At 72.9% G+C, this 14,651-nt stretch carries 12 protein-coding genes and 1 pseudogene; 10 read left to right on the top strand and 3 right to left on the bottom strand.

Features of this window, described 5'->3' with window-relative positions; genetic code table 11:
- The first annotated feature begins 4 nt into the window (after window positions 1-4).
- The 5 genes from U5N23_RS06260 (at window position 5) to U5N23_RS06240 (ending at window position 6,092) form a co-directional block, all read left to right on the top strand.
- Entirely contained in the window at window positions 5-1,027 is a 1,023-nt protein-coding gene (locus tag U5N23_RS06260) for a 2-dehydro-3-deoxygalactonokinase (RefSeq protein ID WP_322591943.1), read from the top strand.
- Window positions 1,024-1,674, top strand: coding sequence for a 2-dehydro-3-deoxy-6-phosphogalactonate aldolase (locus tag U5N23_RS06255; RefSeq protein ID WP_322591942.1), 651 nt, complete (start codon window positions 1,024-1,026; stop codon window positions 1,672-1,674). Before U5N23_RS06260 ends, U5N23_RS06255 begins: the two co-directional genes overlap by 4 nt.
- A 35-nt stretch (window positions 1,675-1,709) precedes the next feature.
- On the top strand, window positions 1,710-2,858 hold the full coding sequence (gene dgoD / locus U5N23_RS06250) for a galactonate dehydratase (RefSeq protein ID WP_322591941.1): 1,149 nt from the start codon (window positions 1,710-1,712) through the stop codon (window positions 2,856-2,858).
- Between the two features lie 103 nt (window positions 2,859-2,961).
- Entirely contained in the window at window positions 2,962-3,786 is an 825-nt protein-coding gene (locus tag U5N23_RS06245; protein WP_322591940.1) for a hypothetical protein, read from the top strand.
- The gene (locus U5N23_RS06240) at window positions 3,783-6,092 is read left to right on the top strand and encodes an ATP-dependent DNA helicase (protein ID WP_322591939.1); all 2,310 of its coding nucleotides are present in this window, start codon (window positions 3,783-3,785) and stop codon (window positions 6,090-6,092) included. The genes U5N23_RS06245 and U5N23_RS06240 overlap by 4 nt, the downstream gene beginning before the upstream one ends.
- On the opposite strand, the gene U5N23_RS06235 is transcribed toward U5N23_RS06240, so the two are convergent.
- Together U5N23_RS06235 and U5N23_RS06230 are read right to left on the bottom strand one after the other, a co-directional pair.
- A complete protein-coding gene (locus tag U5N23_RS06235) occupies window positions 6,081-6,842 on the bottom strand; it encodes an alpha/beta hydrolase (protein WP_322591938.1) in 762 nt (253 codons plus the stop codon). The genes U5N23_RS06240 and U5N23_RS06235 overlap by 12 nt on opposite strands.
- 4 nt (window positions 6,843-6,846) lie before the next feature.
- Window positions 6,847-7,860, bottom strand: coding sequence for a M14 family zinc carboxypeptidase (locus tag U5N23_RS06230; protein WP_322591937.1), 1,014 nt, complete (start codon window positions 7,858-7,860; stop codon window positions 6,847-6,849).
- Window positions 7,861-8,019: 159 nt separating this feature from the next.
- Between U5N23_RS06230 and U5N23_RS06225 the strand changes: the two genes are divergently transcribed.
- Genes U5N23_RS06225 through trhA form a run of 3 tightly spaced genes read left to right on the top strand, consistent with a single transcriptional unit; the run spans window position 8,020 to window position 8,944 of the window.
- A complete protein-coding gene (locus tag U5N23_RS06225; protein ID WP_322591936.1) occupies window positions 8,020-8,151 on the top strand; it encodes a hypothetical protein in 132 nt (43 codons plus the stop codon).
- Entirely contained in the window at window positions 8,117-8,284 is a 168-nt protein-coding gene (locus U5N23_RS06220) for a hypothetical protein (protein WP_322591935.1), read from the top strand. The genes U5N23_RS06225 and U5N23_RS06220 overlap by 35 nt, the downstream gene beginning before the upstream one ends.
- 24 nt (window positions 8,285-8,308) lie before the next feature.
- On the top strand, window positions 8,309-8,944 hold the full coding sequence (gene trhA, locus U5N23_RS06215; protein WP_322591934.1) for a PAQR family membrane homeostasis protein TrhA: 636 nt from the start codon (window positions 8,309-8,311) through the stop codon (window positions 8,942-8,944).
- A gap of 2,197 nt (window positions 8,945-11,141) precedes the next feature.
- Here the strand turns inward: trhA and U5N23_RS06210 are convergent.
- Window positions 11,142-12,161 (bottom strand): annotated as a pseudogene (locus U5N23_RS06210) (sulfate ABC transporter substrate-binding protein); the annotation flags it as partial.
- A gap of 158 nt (window positions 12,162-12,319) precedes the next feature.
- Between U5N23_RS06210 and U5N23_RS06205 the strand changes: the two are divergent.
- Complete coding sequence (locus tag U5N23_RS06205; protein WP_057207053.1) at window positions 12,320-12,595, top strand: oxidative damage protection protein; 276 nt, start codon at window positions 12,320-12,322, stop codon at window positions 12,593-12,595.
- Window positions 12,596-12,617: 22 nt separating this feature from the next.
- Window positions 12,618-14,549, top strand: coding sequence for an FAD-dependent 5-carboxymethylaminomethyl-2-thiouridine(34) oxidoreductase MnmC (gene mnmC, locus U5N23_RS06200; protein ID WP_322591933.1), 1,932 nt, complete (start codon window positions 12,618-12,620; stop codon window positions 14,547-14,549).
- The last annotated feature ends 102 nt before the right edge of the window (window positions 14,550-14,651 follow it).

Raw genomic sequence — 14,651 nt, 5'->3', positions numbered from 1 at the left:
GCCCATGACGAACAACACCCTTGCTTCCAACAGCGCAACCGCCCTGATCGGACTGGACTGGGGCACCAGCTCGCTGCGCGCCTTTCGCTTCGATGCCGCGGGCCAGGTGCAGCAGATGCGCCACCGGCCCTGGGGCATCATGAACCTGCCGGCTGCGGCCAACGGCCAGGCCCATGCCACGCAGACCGCCGCGTTCGAGCATGCCTTCGACGATGTCTGTGGCGATTGGGTGCAGTCCCGGCCCGGCATCCCCGTGCTGGCCTGCGGCATGGTGGGCAGCGCCCAGGGCTGGCGCGAAGCGCGTTACCTCGAATCGCCCGCCTCGCTGGACCACCTGGCGCGCGGGCTCACGCTGGTGGAGCACAGCGCAGGCCCGCAGGTACACATCGTGCCCGGCCTGGTCCAGCGCGGCGACCTGCCCAATGTGATGCGCGGCGAGGAGACGCAGGTGCTGGGCGTGATGGCGGCCGCCGCCCTGCCGGGCGATGCCCCGGTGCTGATCGGCCTGCCCGGCACGCACAGCAAGTGGGTACTGGCGCGCCGCCGCTCCATCGAACAGTTCCACACCTTCATGACCGGTGAGGTGTTTGCCGCACTGCGCGGCCACACCATTCTGGGCCGCACCATGCAGCCTGCACAGGCCCCTGACGACGCGGCATTTGCGCGTGGCCTGCAGGTGGCGCGCTCGGCAGAAGCCTCGCTCGGCCTGCTCTCGCACATCTTCAGCACACGCACACTGGGCCTCACGGGAGCCCTGCCCGGCACGGCCCAGGCGGACTACCTCTCGGGCCTGCTGATCGGCCACGAGGTAGCCGCACTGGCGGCACGGCAGGAGGCCCGCGCCACGCCCATCGTGCTCTGCGGCGAACCTGACCTGTGCCGGCGCTATGCCCTGGGCCTGGCCGCCTACGGATTGCCGGCACCCGAAATGGCCGACAACGCCACCGCGCGCGGGCTGTGGCAGATCGCCACCGCCGCTGCGCTGGCGATCCCGACCGAACCACGCAGCACGGAGGCTGCAACATGACCCCCTCTTCTTCACAACGGCTTGCCGCCGCCATGCAAAGCTGCGGCCTGGTCGCCATCCTGCGCGGCGTGAAACCCGACGAGGTGGTGCCCATCGGCCTGGCCCTCAGCGAGGCCGGCTTTCGCACCATCGAAGTGCCGCTCAATTCGCCCGAGCCACTGGCCAGCATCCGCGCGCTGCGCGATGCGCTGCCGGCCGAGGTGCTGATCGGCGCGGGCACCGTCATCCGCCCCGAGGACTGCGCCGCCGTGGCCGCAGCCGGCGGGCAGATCGTGGTCATGCCGCACAGCGATGCGGCGGTGATCCGCGCCGCCAAGGCCGCCGGCATGGCCTGTACACCGGGCGTGGCCACGCTGACCGAAGCCTATGCCGCGCTGGCGGCCGGGGCCGATGCGCTCAAGCTGTTCCCCGCCGAGGCGCTGGCGCCCCCCGTGCTCAAGGCCTGGCGCGCCGTGCTGCGCCCGCCCGTGGCGCTACTGCCCGTGGGCGGCATCACGCCCGAGGGCATTGCGGCCTATGCCGCAGCCGGCGCCAGCGGCTTCGGCCTGGGCTCGGCCCTGTACAAGCCTGGTGACAGCGCCGCCGGCGTGGCGCGCCAGGCGGCTGCGTTCATGCAGGCATGGCGCCAGTCCTACCCCGCCTCTTGACGGATCCCTCTCCACTTTTCGACGAACTCCCCGCCATGAAGATCACCCGACTGACCACGTTCCTGGTGCCACCGCGCTGGTGCTTTTTGAAAATCGAGACCGACGAAGGCATCGTCGGCTGGGGCGAGCCCGTGCTCGAAGGCCGGGCCCACACCGTGGCAGCCGCCATCGAGGAGCTGGGCGACTACCTGATCGGCAAGGACCCGCGCCACATCGAAGACCACTGGACGGTGCTCTACCGTGGCGGCTTCTACCGCGGCGGCGGCATCCACATGAGCGCCCTGGCCGGCATCGACCAGGCGCTGTGGGACATCAAGGGCAAGGCTCTGGGCGTGCCCGTGTCCGAGCTGCTCGGCGGCTGCGTGCGCGACCGCATCAAGGTCTACAGCTGGATAGGCGGCGACCGGCCGAGCGAGACTGCGGCGGCAGCCAAGGCGGCCGTGGACCGGGGCTTCACGGCCGTGAAGATGAACGGCACCGAGGAAATGCAGTACGTGGACAGCTTCGACAAGGTGGAAAAGTGCCTGCAGAACGTGGCCGCCGTGCGCGAGGCCGTAGGGCCCAACGTGGGCATCGGCGTGGACTTCCACGGCCGCGTGCACAAGCCCATGGCCAAGGTGCTGTTCAAGGAGCTCGACCCCTATCGGCTGATGTTCATCGAGGAGCCCGTGCTCAGCGAGCACTACGAGGCCCTGAAGGAACTGGCGCACCTCTCGTCCACCCCCATCGCGCTGGGCGAACGGCTGTACTCGCGCTGGGACTTCAAGCGCGTGCTGTCCGAAGGCTATGTGGACATCATCCAGCCCGACCCCTCGCACTCGGGCGGCATCACCGAGACGCGCAAGATCGCCTCCATGGCCGAGGCCTACGACGTGGCCCTGGCCCTGCACTGCCCGCTGGGCCCCATTGCGCTGGCGGCCAACCTGCAGCTCGACGGCGTCTGCTACAACGCCTTCATCCAGGAGCAGAGCCTGGGCATCCACTACAACGCCAGCAACGACCTGCTCGACTATGTGTCCAACGGCGAAGTATTCGCGTACGAGGACGGCATGGTGGCCATCCCCCAGGGGCCGGGTCTGGGCATCGAGGTCAATGAAGCCTATGTGCGCGAGCGCGCTGCAGAAGGCCACCGCTGGCGCAACCCGGTCTGGCGCCACAAGGATGGCAGTTTCGCGGAGTGGTGAGGTTCCCGGCGGGGTAACAACACTGTGAAGGGGTGACGGGAAGGGCGAAAGGGAGGAAAATACTGTAATTACAATCAGTGTTTTGAAGAATCCCCGAGCCCCTATGACGGCGCCGACCATCAACCGCTTCCACCGCACCCGCCTGATGCAGATCTGGCGCTCGGCCGGCTGGCCCTGCAAGGACGCGCTGGAGATCGACCTGCTGGCTGCGCAGTTGGTCGCCCTGCACACCTCGCCCGAGGGCTTCGAGACCCTGAAGCTCACCGAGGACGGCATACGCACCCTGGCCGAGGCGCGCCAGCGTGGCGTGCGGGCGCTCAGTGCGCACGACCGGCTGGGCCAGAAGTTTGCCGCGCACCTGCTGGCCTCGGGCCGCATCGTCTGGCGCGAGCTGTCGCTGCGCGCCGTGATCGAGGGTGCGGCCCATGAGAGCCCGCCAGCGCCTGCCGCGACCAGCAATCCCCTGTGGAGCGAAGACACGCCCGCCAGCCGCAAGGCCGCCAATGTCTGGCGCATGGCGCGGCCGGATCTGTTCTCGGTGCGCAATACCACGGTGCCGGCCTACCTGCAGCCCATGGTGCATGAGATCAAGTACAGCCGCGCCGACCTGCTCTCGGACCTGCGCCACGACGCCAAGCGCCAGGCCTACCAGTGGCTGTGCGAAGAGTGCTACTACGTGTTCCCAGCCGGCGTGGCCGAGCCCGGCGAGATCCCCGAGCACTTCGGCATCTGGGTGCTGCACGGCGGGCTCGACGAGGGCCGCTTCGAGATGCTGCGCCCGGCACGCCATGCCAGTTGCACCCTGCCCTTCGCGGTGTGGATGGCCTTGTGCAAGGCCACGCCGCTGCGCAGCGAAGACGAACTGGCGCAGGCCCACCTGGGCGAGCCGGCTGCAGACGACCTGCCTCCCTGTACCGAGGCCCCATGACCTACACCGTGGCGGTGCGCGAGCTGTGCGAGTTCACCGCCAAGCAGGGTGATCTGGACCTGCGCTTCACGCCCGCCCCCACGGCCCTGGAAGGCATGGCCGGCCATGCCGTGGCTGCCGCCCGCCGGGGCGACGGCTACCGTGCCGAGGTGGCGCTGGCCGGCAGCTACAAGAGCCTGCGCGTGCGCGGCCGCGCCGATGGCTTCGACCCGGAGCATGCCCGGCTCGACGAGGTCAAGACCTTCAAGGGCCGGCTCGACCGCCAACCCGCCTCGCACCGCGCGCTGCATTGGGCCCAGGCGCGCATCTACGGCTGGCTGCTGTGCGCGCAGGAGGGGCTGGAGCACATTGACCTGGCGCTGGTGTACTTCGACATCGCCAGCCAGAAGGAGACGGTGTTCACCGAACGCCGCACGGCCGGCGAGCTGCAGCAGCACTTCGAGGAACAGTGCGAGCGCTTTCTGGCCTGGGCCGAGGCACAGGTGGCGCACCGCATGGCGCGCGATGCGGCGCTCACCGCCCTGGCTTTCCCCTTCGGCGGCTTTCGCACCGGGCAGCGCCCGCTGGCCGAGGCGGTGTACAAGGCCGCGGGCGCCGGGCGCTGCCTGATGGCCCAGGCGCCCACGGGTATCGGCAAGACCATGGGCACGCTGTTCCCGCTGCTCAAGGCGGCGCCCACGCAGCGGCTGGACAAGGTGTTCTTTCTTGCGGCCAAGACCTCGGGCCGGCAGACGGCCCTGGACACCCTCGCGCGCCTGGCCGACAGCGCACCCGCCCTGCCGCTGCGCGTGCTGGAGCTGGTGGCGCGCGACAAGGCCTGCGAGCACCCCGACAAGGCCTGCCACGGCGAGTCCTGCCCGCTGGCCCAGGGCTTCTACGACCGCCTGCCGGCCGCGCGCGCCGCCGCGCTGCAGCCCGGCGCCGGGGGTGAACGCATCACCCTGCACCAGGCCGAGGTGCGCACTGCCGCGCTGGCGCACCAGGTCTGCCCCTACTACCTGAGCCAGGAGCTGGCGCGCTGGGCCGACGTGGTGGTGGGCGACTACAACTACTACTTCGACATGGGCGGCCTGCTGCATGGCCTGGCCCAGGCCAACGGCTGGCGCACGGCGCTGCTGGTGGACGAGGCCCACAACCTCGTGGACCGGGGCCGCAAGATGTACACCGCCGAGCTGCGTCCCGACAGCCTGGCGCAGGCGCGCAAATCCGCCAGCGCCAGCCGCTACCCCGCGGTCAAGAAGGCCCTGGACAAGGTGCGCCGCGCCTGGGTTGCGCTGGACAAGCAGCAGGCTAGCGCCTACGCGGTGTACGAGGCCTTTCCCGAAGACCTGCTCACCGCTCTGCAGCAGTGCGGCAACACCCTCACCGACCACCTGGCCGAGCACCCGGCAGAGCCCGATGCCGCCCTGCAGGCCTTCTACTTCGATGCCCTGCACCTGGTGCGCATGGCCGGGCTGCTCGACGCGCACTCACTGGTGGACATCACCCAGCCCACGGCCCCGGGCCTGCCCCAGGCCGCCCGGGCGCCCGGCAGCTCCACCCTGTGCATCCGCAACCTGGTGCCCGCGCCCTTCCTCGGCCCGCGCTGGGAGGCCGCGCACACCAGCACGCTGTTCTCGGCCACGCTGCGGCCCGAGCGCTACTACACCGACCTGCTGGGCCTGCCGACGGACCACCTGGCGATCGACGTGGAATCCCCATTCCAGGCCGCGCAGCTGTCGGTGCAGGTGGCGCGCCACATCTCCACCCGCTACCCCGACCGCAAGGCCTCGCTCGCACCCATCGTGGCGCTGATGGCCCGGCAGTTCGAGGACCGGCCGGGCAACTACCTGGCCTTCTTCAGCAGCTACGAGTATTTGCATCAGGCAGCCACGATGCTGGCCGAGCGCCACCCGCACCTGCCGCACTGGAGCCAGTCGCGGCGCATGCTCGAATCGGAGCAAAGGCAGTTCCTTGCGCGCTTCACCGACACCAGCGAGGGCATCGGCTTCGCGGTGCTGGGCGGTGCGTTCGCCGAAGGCATCGACCTGCCGGGCCGGCGCCTGATCGGGGCCTTTCTGGCCACGCTGGGCCTGCCCCAGGTCAACCCCGTCAACGAACAGGTCAAGGAGCGCATGCAAGCCCTGTTCGGCGAGGGCTACGACTACACCTACCTCTACCCCGGCCTGCAGAAGGTGGTGCAGGCCGCCGGCCGCGTGATCCGCACGCCCAGCGACGAGGGCGTGGTACACCTCATGGACGACCGCTTTGGCCGGCCCGAGGTGCGCGCGCTGCTGCCGGCATGGTGGGCGGACTCATACCGCTGACCATTGCGCCACCTGCCCCGCCACCCAGGCCGGGTCGTCCAGCGGCAGGTCGTGCCCTGCCCAGGGGTGCAGCACCAGCGGGCAAGCCCAGGCGCTGGCGATGGCCTGCGAGCACTGGCTGCTCACCAGGCCATCGTGGGTGCTGGCCAGCAGCAGCATGCGGTCCACAGGGCATGTGCGCGGTGCCCGGTAGCGTGCAGCCGCCACCAGTTGGCGCAAGGCATTCGAGGAAGACACGGGCCTTTGCACGCGCGCGTCCACCCAGTCGGCCACCACGGCCGCACGCTCCTGCGCACGGTTGCTGGTGAGCCGCAGCACGGCGGACTCCGCTGCAAGCGGGGTGGGCGCCATCAGCACCTCGCGCAGCAGCGCCACATAGTTGCGCGGCCGCAGGCGCCGGTAAAAGGGGCTGAAGGTGCCGAAGCTGGTGTTGATGAGCACGCAGCCCTGCACCTCGGCCGGGGCGCTGCGCGCCCACTCGGTGGCCACCATGGCCCCGAGCGACATGGCCAGCAGGTGGTGCGGCCCGGAGACGCCGCGACGTTCGAGTTCTGCCCGGCATTCGGCCACCATGGCCGCCACCGACAGGGGACTGGGCCGTGCATGCCACTGGCCATTGCCCGGCAAGTCCAGCATCAGCACCTCGGCGCCCGGCATGGCCTCCCTGAAGGCGTCCGCGAACCCGCCCCAGTGCACGGCCTCGCGCGTGAGGCCGCGCAGAAAGATCCAGCGGGTGGGCCCGTGCTGCATGCCGTCAGTACCAGAACGCCAGTGCATCGGCGCGGCGCTGCACGCGCGCCTCGGGCACGGGCACCCAGCGCTCGTGGCTGCCGGCCGCGCGCGAGAGAAAGTCGAGCAGCGGCATGTGCCGGCGCAGCACACGCTGCAGGCGGTGGTTGATCAGCGGGTTGAAGATGCCCTTGCGCGAGAACAGCTGGCGCGGGTTCTTCTTGATCCAGCGCCAGGAGCCCATCTCCAGCGTCAGCGGCAAAAAGGTGCGCGTGGGGTCGTTGCAGGCCTGCATGTACAGGTGGTCCCACAGGTCGCCGTGCGTGAGGTACTGCGCGCTCTGCGGCTCGATGATGTAGGGGTGGTAGGCATGGGCCTGCAGAAAGATCTCGTGCAGCGCATGCAGCTCCGGCAGATGGGCAATGGGCTTTTTCGTGTGCGCGAACGGAAACCACAGCCGGTCGCTGATGCCGAAGCCCGAATGGCAGTCCAGCGCGATGCTGAAGGGGCGCGAGAGCAGTTCGTCGTGCACCACCTCGCACAGAGCCCGGCTCTCGGCCTCCATGGGCGCACCGGGCTTGCCACGGTACCAGGGCAGGCCCGCACTCAGGCGCTGGCCGCCGATCAGGAAGGGCACGCGGTCCAGCGCATCCACCGGGGCATTGCGCATCAGGTCCACGCCGCTCGGGTTGGCCCGGGTGGCGGCCCACATGCCGCCCGGGTTCACAATGGGCATGAACACCAGGCGCACCTGCTCGAGCTGCTGGTTCAGCGCCAGGTCCCAGGGCAGGCGCGTCACCACGTTCTGCAGGTAGGCGATGACCACCTCGGCGCCGATGCCTTCGAGCCCGTGGATGCCACCGAAGAAGCCCATGGCCGGTACGCTGCGGTCCGGGTTGCCCAGGCTGATGGCGTGGATGGGAAAGCGCTCGCCGGAGGGCATCTCCACGGTATGCACCACCCGGGCGTCCAGGCGGTCGCCGCCCTGGTCGATGATCTTTTCCAGCGCCGCGAGCTCGGGCAGAACGGTGTCGGGCACGGTGGTGATGGTTTCTGGCAGCGAAAAACAGCCAGCATAGCGCCCGCAGCCCCCTGCGCCAGGGTCTTTGCACAGGGCTGTTGCGATTGCCACACTGACGCAAAACCGTCACATGGCAAGGCTATCTTGGGGGAGCTTCACACCACCCAGGAGGGCACCATGCTCTGGAAATTTCTCGGATTGCAGCGGTTGTTCGACGAGCTCTTGGACGAGAGCTGGTTCTCCTTCGACCTTCCTGACAACGACTGCTTTTTCCATGAAGAACCGCTTCCGCTCTCCACGCAGGATTGAACCGCTGCGCACCGTCGCGCTGTTCGGGATCATGGGCTGCGCGATGGCCTGGGGCCTGGTGGAGCTGTTCGCACTGCAGCGCTCGCGCTACCACGCCTGGCGCGAACGGCAGCACACGGCCCTGCCCCGCTGATACCGCGCTGAGACGGTCCTTGCCATGCAGTGCCGCGAACAGACCCCCGGCGAAGAACTGGCCAACAGCGCCAGCCATGGCCTGGCACTGCTGGCTGCGGTCATCGCGGCCCCTTTCCTCATCGCTTCGGCACGCCCACAGGGCACTGCCAGCGTGGCCGGCGCCATTGTCTTCGCCGCCACCATGGTGCTGATGTACCTGGCCTCCACCCTCTACCACGCCCTGCCCGAGGGGCGCCTCAGGCAGGCGGCGCTGAAGCTCGACCACGGCGCCATCTACCTGTTCATCGCAGGCAGCTACACACCCTTCGCCCTGAAGCAACCCGAGGGCGAGTGGAACCTGGCCCTGCTGGCCCTGGTCTGGGCCGTGGCCACGCTGGGCCTGGTGCTCAAGGCGCTCAACCGGCTGCGCACGGCCTGGCTGTCCACCGGCATGTACGTGCTCATGGGCTGGCTGGCACTGGTGGCCGCCCTGCCCCTCATCGGCCACCTCACGCAGTGGAGCGCGCACTGGCTCATCGCCGGCGGCGTGGCCTACACCGTGGGCGTGGCGTTCTTCGTGCTCGACTCGCGGCTGCGCTACGCCCACGCCGTATGGCACGGCTTCGTGGCCGCAGGCACGGGCTGCCATGCCGTGGCCATCATGGGGTACGGGGGCTGAGCCGCTGACCACCGCCACCCCGACGGATGATCTCGCGCCTCCCGCGCCCGCCCCGCCCAGAGCGGGCGGCCCCCCCCCCCCCCACCGGCCCCCGCGCCCGGCCCCCCCCCGCCCCGCGGCGCGCCCCACCGGCGCCGCCGGCCCCCCCCCCCCGCCCGCCCCCCCCCCCCCCGTCCCGCCCCCCCCCCCCGCCGCCGGCCGGCCCCACCCCGGCCCGCCCCCCCCCCCCCCCGCGTCGCCCCCCCCCCCCGGCGCCAGGGCCCCCCCCCCCCCCCGCCCCCCCGGCGGGCCCGGGCGGCACCCGCCCCCCCCCCCGCCCGGCGGCGCGGGCCCCCCCGCGCAGCCCGGCGCCGGCCGGGCCCGGAGGCGGGGCACCCCGGCGCCCGCGCGGCCGGGCCGCCCCCCCCGCGCCGTCGCGGCGGCGCCCCCCGCCGGCGGGGGCCCCCCGCGCCCCCGCCCGCCGGCGCCCGCGCCCCCTTCCCCGCGCCCCCGCTCCGTCCGCCCGCCCCGCGTCCCGCCCCCGCCCGGCCTCCCGTCCGCCCCCCCGGCGCCCCGGGCCGGCCCCGGCCCGGGGCGCCTGCGCGGCCGGCCGGTCCCCCCCCCGCGCCGCGCCCCCCCCCCCCCCGCGCCCCCCCGTCGGCACCCCCCCCGCCCCCCCCCCGGCGCCCCCGCCGGCGCGGCCCCGCCGCGGCGCCCCCGGCCGCCGGGCGCGCCCCCGGCCCCCCCCCCCCCCCCCCCCCCCCCGCGCCGCCCCCCCGCGCCCCCCCCCGCCCCCCCCGCCCCCCGCCCCCCCCGCGCGCCGCGCCCCCCCCCCGCCCCGGGCCCCCCCCCCCCCCCCCCGCCGCCCGGCGCCCCCGCCCCCTCGCCCGCGCCGCTCTGGATGGCCGGCCCCCCCCCCCCGTGCGGGTCGCCCGCCCCGCCCCGCGGCCGGGCCGCCGCCCCCGGGGCGGGCCCCGCGCCCGTGCGGGCGCCCCCCCCCGCCCCCCCGGCCCGCCCCGCGCCCCCCCCCCGCCGCCCCCCCCCGCCCCCGCCCCCCCCCCCCCCCCCCCCCCGGTTGGCTCCCGCCCCCCCCCCCCCCGCCCGCCTCCCCCCCGCCGCCCCCCCCTGCGCCCGCGGCACCCGCCCCCCCCCCTCGCCCCCCCCCCCCCCCCCCCCCCCCCCCCCCCCCCGCCCCCCCCCCCCCGCCCGCGCACCCCCGCCCCCGCCCCGCCCCCCCCCCCCCCCCCCCCCCCCGCCCCCCCCGCCCCCGCCCCCCCCCCCCCGCCCCCCGCCCCCCCCCCCCCCCCGGGCCCCCCCCCCCCCCCCCCCCCGGCCCCCCCCGCCCGCGGCCCCGGCCCCGCTTTTCGCGGGCGCCCCCCGCCCCCCCCCCGCGCCCCGGCCCCGGCGGCCCGGCCGCGGCGCCCCGGGGCGGCGAACGCTCCCGGGCACGTCAGCCGCCCGGTCCCCGGCGCGGCGGCCGCAGGCCGAGCTTCTGGATTGAGCTTTCGGTGCGCCCCCCGCTTCCGCTCCGCGGTCCGCTTGCGCGCCGTCGCGCTCGCCGCCCCCCGGCGCCGCGGCGGCGGCGCCCTGTTCTTCCCCGTGTCGTGCTTCCTCCGCGTCGCCCCCTCGCGGCCCAGTAGAGAGGCGCGGTTCCCCCGCGCCCCCGGCGGCGCCCCCCCCGAGGGCCCCCGCGCCCGCCCCGGCGGCCCCGCCGCCCCCCGCCCCCCCCCCCCCCCGGGCCCCCGGCCCCCCCCGTCGGCCCGCCGCGCCCTTGCCCCCCCCCCCCCCCCCCGCCCCCGCCCCCGCCGCCCCCCCCCCCCCCCCCCCCGTCTTCCCCCGCCCGCTCCGCCGCCCCCCCCCCCCTCCCCGCCCTGTCACCCCCCCTGCCTCCGCCCGTCCCGCCGGCGGGCCCCGCGCCCCGGCCGCCGGCCGCTCGGCCCCGCGCGCCGGGGTGTCCCCCGGCGCCGCGGCGCCGCGGCCCCCCCCCCCGCGCCCCCCCGGGAGCGGGGTGCCGCCGCCCCCCCCCCCTCCCCTCCCCTCTCCCCCGCCCCCCCCCGTCGTCCCCCCCCCCGCGCGCCGCCGCGGCGCCCCGCCCCCCGCGTGCGCCGCTCTCCCCCCCCCCCCCCCCCGCGCCCCCCCCCCCCCCCGCCCCCCCCCCCCCCCGCCCCCCCCCCCCCCCTCCCCCCCCCGCCCCCCCCCCCCCCCCCCCCCCCCCCCACTTACCGGCATAGATCTGGTCGAAGCTTGCGTTGTCGGCGAAGTGGTCCTTGGCCGCCTTGTCCCAGCCGCCAAACGCACCATCGATGGTCACCAGGTTGAGCTTGGGGAACTGCTTGGCGTACCTGGCCTTGGCCTTCTCGGAAATGGCCGGGCGGTAGAAGTTCTTGCCGGCGATGTCCTGGCCTTCCTCGCTGTACAGGAACTTGAGGTACTCCTCGGCCACCACGCGGGTGCCCTTCTTGTCCACGTTCTTGTCCACCACCGCGACGGCGGGCTCGGCCAGGATGGACAGCGACGGTGCGATCACGTCGAACTTGGTGCCGAATTCCTTTTCGAGCAGGTAGGCCTCGTTCTCCCAGGCGATCAGCACGTCGCCCTGGTTGCGCTGGGCAAAGGTGATGGTGGAGCCGCGCGCACCGGTGTCCAGCACGGGCACGTTGCCGTAGAGCTTGGCCACGAACTCCTTGGCCTTGGCATCGCTGCCCAGCTTGCGCTTGGCGAATTCCCAGGCGGCCAGGTAGTTCCAGCGGGCGCCGCCCGAGGTCTTGGGATTGGGCGTGATCACGCTGATGCCGGGCTTGATGAGGTCGTCCCAGTCCTTGATGCCCTTGGGGTTGCCCTGGCGCACCACCAGCACGATGGTCGAGGTGTAGGGCGAGCTGTTGTGCGGCAAGCGCTTTTGCCAGTCCTTGGGGATCCAGCCGCCGTTGGTGTGCAGTGCGTCCGTGTCACCGGCCAGGGCCAGCGTGGCCACGTCGGCGTCCAGGCCGTCGATGATGGAGCGCGCCTGCTTGCCCGAGCCGCCGTGCGATTGCTTGATCGTCACGTCCTGGCCGGTCTTGCCCTTCCAGTACTTGGCGAAGGCCTGGTTGAACTCCACGTACAGCTCGCGGGTGGGGTCGTAGGAGACGTTGAGCAGGGTCACCGATTGGGCAAACGACGGCAATGCCGTCAGGGCCAAGCCACCCGCAAGGGCAAGAGCGAAGGGAAACTTGATAAAGTCGCGGCGAAAGTTCATGAGGAGCCTCTTCAATCAGGGATGCGAATGGGTGCTGGACACCGATGGATCGCATTCTGGGAGGCCGTCATCAAAACTGAAACAACTAAGATTTCAGTTCTTTATACCGAAACTATCTGAGCACTTCGCTCGCACAACGATTTACAAGGAAAATCCCCATGGCACGCACCGTTCAATGCATCAAGCTCGGCAAGGAAGCCGAAGGCCTGGATTTCCCTCCCTACCCGGGCGAGCTGGGCAAGCGCATCTGGGAAGGCGTGAGCAAGGAGGCCTGGGCCGGCTGGCTCAAGCACCAGACCATGCTGGTCAATGAAAACCGCCTGAACCTGGCCGACGCGCGTGCGCGCCAGTACCTGGCCCGCCAGATGGAGAACCATTTCTTCGGCGGCGGTGCCGACGCAGCAGCGGGCTACGTGCCCCCAACGCCTGAATAAGCGCTCAGCGCACACCCTGCCCATGTCCGAGCCTGTCGACTGGCTGCCGGACGGCACCCCCTACAGCCCCCGCTTCGGCGACCGCTACCACAGTGAAAACGGCGGCCTCACGCAGGCCCGCCAGGTGTTTTTGCACGGCTGCGGCCTGCCGCAGGCGTGGGCTGGGCAAGCGCAATGGCGCATCCTGGAAACCGGGTTCGGCTTTGGCCTGAACTTCCTGGTGACCTGGGCTGCCTGGCGTGCCGATCCCGAGCGCTGCACGCTGCTGCACTTCGTCTCCACCGAGGCCTGGCCCGTGGGGGCCGATGACCTGCTGCGCGCCACCAGCGCCCATCCCGAACTCGCCCCACTGGCGCAGCAGCTGCACGCCCAGTGGTGGGGCCTGCTGCCGGGCGTGCACCGGCTCAGCTTCGACGCAGGGCGGGTGCTGCTCACGCTGTACGTGGGCGACACCCAGGCCATGCTGCGCCAGCAGGCGCTCACGGTGGATGCCGTCTACCTCGACGGTTTCAGCCCCCAGCGCAACCCGGAGATCTGGGATGCCCACACCCTCAAGGCCGTGGCGCGCTGCTGCCGGCGCGGCACACGCCTGGCCACCTGGACCATCGCGCGCGCCGTGCGCGATGCCCTGGCCCAGTGCGGCTTCGAGGTCACGCGCATGCCCGGCGTGCCGCCCAAGCGCGACAACCTGCATGCTACCTACAACCCGCGCTGGGAGCCGCGCACCGCAGTCCCCACGCATCCCGAACCAGAACCCCGGGACCCGGGCGACTGCATCGTGATCGGCGCTGGCGTGGCCGGCGCAGCCTGCGCAGCCAGCCTGGCGCGGCGTGGCTGGCATGTGCAGGTGCTGGACCAGGCGGGCGCCCCGGCGGCCGGCGCGTCGGGCCTGCCCGCCGGCCTGTTCGCCCCCCATGTCTCGCCCGACGACAGCCTGCTCTCGCGCCTGTCGCGCAACGGCGTGCGTGCCACCCTCGCCCAGGCCCGTGCCGTGCTGAGCGAAGGGCAGGACTTTGGCCAGACCGGCGTGCTGGAGCGCCATGCCGCCGACAAGGCCCGCAACAAGGCCCTGCCCGCCGCCTGGGCCCAGGGCCCCGGCACCGACTGGAGCCAGCCGGCCAGCGAAGACGTGCTGCGGCAAGCCCAGTTGCCGGCCGACACCCCCGCCAATTGGCACCCCCATGCCGGCTGGCTGCGCCCTGCGCGCCTGGTGGCTGCGCTGCTCGCCCAGCCGGGCATCAGCTGGCAGGGCGACTGCCGCGTGGCCCGGCTGCAGCGTGTGGACGATGCACCCGGCGCCGCATGGCAAGCGCTGGACGCTGAAGGCCGCGTGCTCGCCCAGGCCCCGGTGGTGGTGATTGCCGCAGGCGCCGACAGCCGCACGCTGCTGGCCAGCCACTGGCCCTTGCAGGCCTTGCGCGGCCAGGTGTCCATCGGCACCTATGCGCCCGGCGATGCGCCGCTGGCGCCCTTCCCGCTCAACGGCAACGGCAACCTGGTGCCCGACTTTCCGCTGTCGGACGGGCCGGATGCGCCCCGCGCCTGGATCATGGGCTCGACCTTCGAGCGCGGCATGACCGCCCTGCCTCCGACGCCCGCCGAGCAACGGGAGGCCCATGCCGCCAACCACGGCAAGATGCAGGGGCTGCTGCCGTCTGCGGCCGAGCGCCTGCTGGCGGACTTTGCCGCCATGGCAGGCCCGCCCGCGCCGGCCGGTGGTCTGCGCACCTGGGCCGCCGTGCGCTGCACCCTGCACGACCGGCTGCCCGTGGTGGGCCCGGTCGATACGGTGGCCCTGCCGGGTGTGTGGACCTGCACGGCGATGGGCGCGCGCGGGCTGACCCTGTCCGTGCTGTGCGGCGAACTGCTCGCGGCCCGGCTGCAGGGCGAGCCTCTGCCGCTGGATGCGAAGCTGGCCAAGGCGCTGGGTGCCGAGCGGCTGGCTGGCGTGTAACCCGCATGCAACAAGGGCCCGGGCCCTCTTGACCCTTCGCAAACCCGCTTCAGCATTGGCGCATAAGCTTATCCGCATAAGGGCAGGACAAAACAATCGTTT

It is taken from the genome of Acidovorax sp., from assembly GCF_034519795.1.
Taxonomy (GTDB): Bacteria; Pseudomonadota; Gammaproteobacteria; order Burkholderiales; family Burkholderiaceae_C; genus Acidovorax.
Note: the sequence above shows the minus strand (reverse complement) of the source record. Positions and strands in the feature narration are given on the sequence as shown.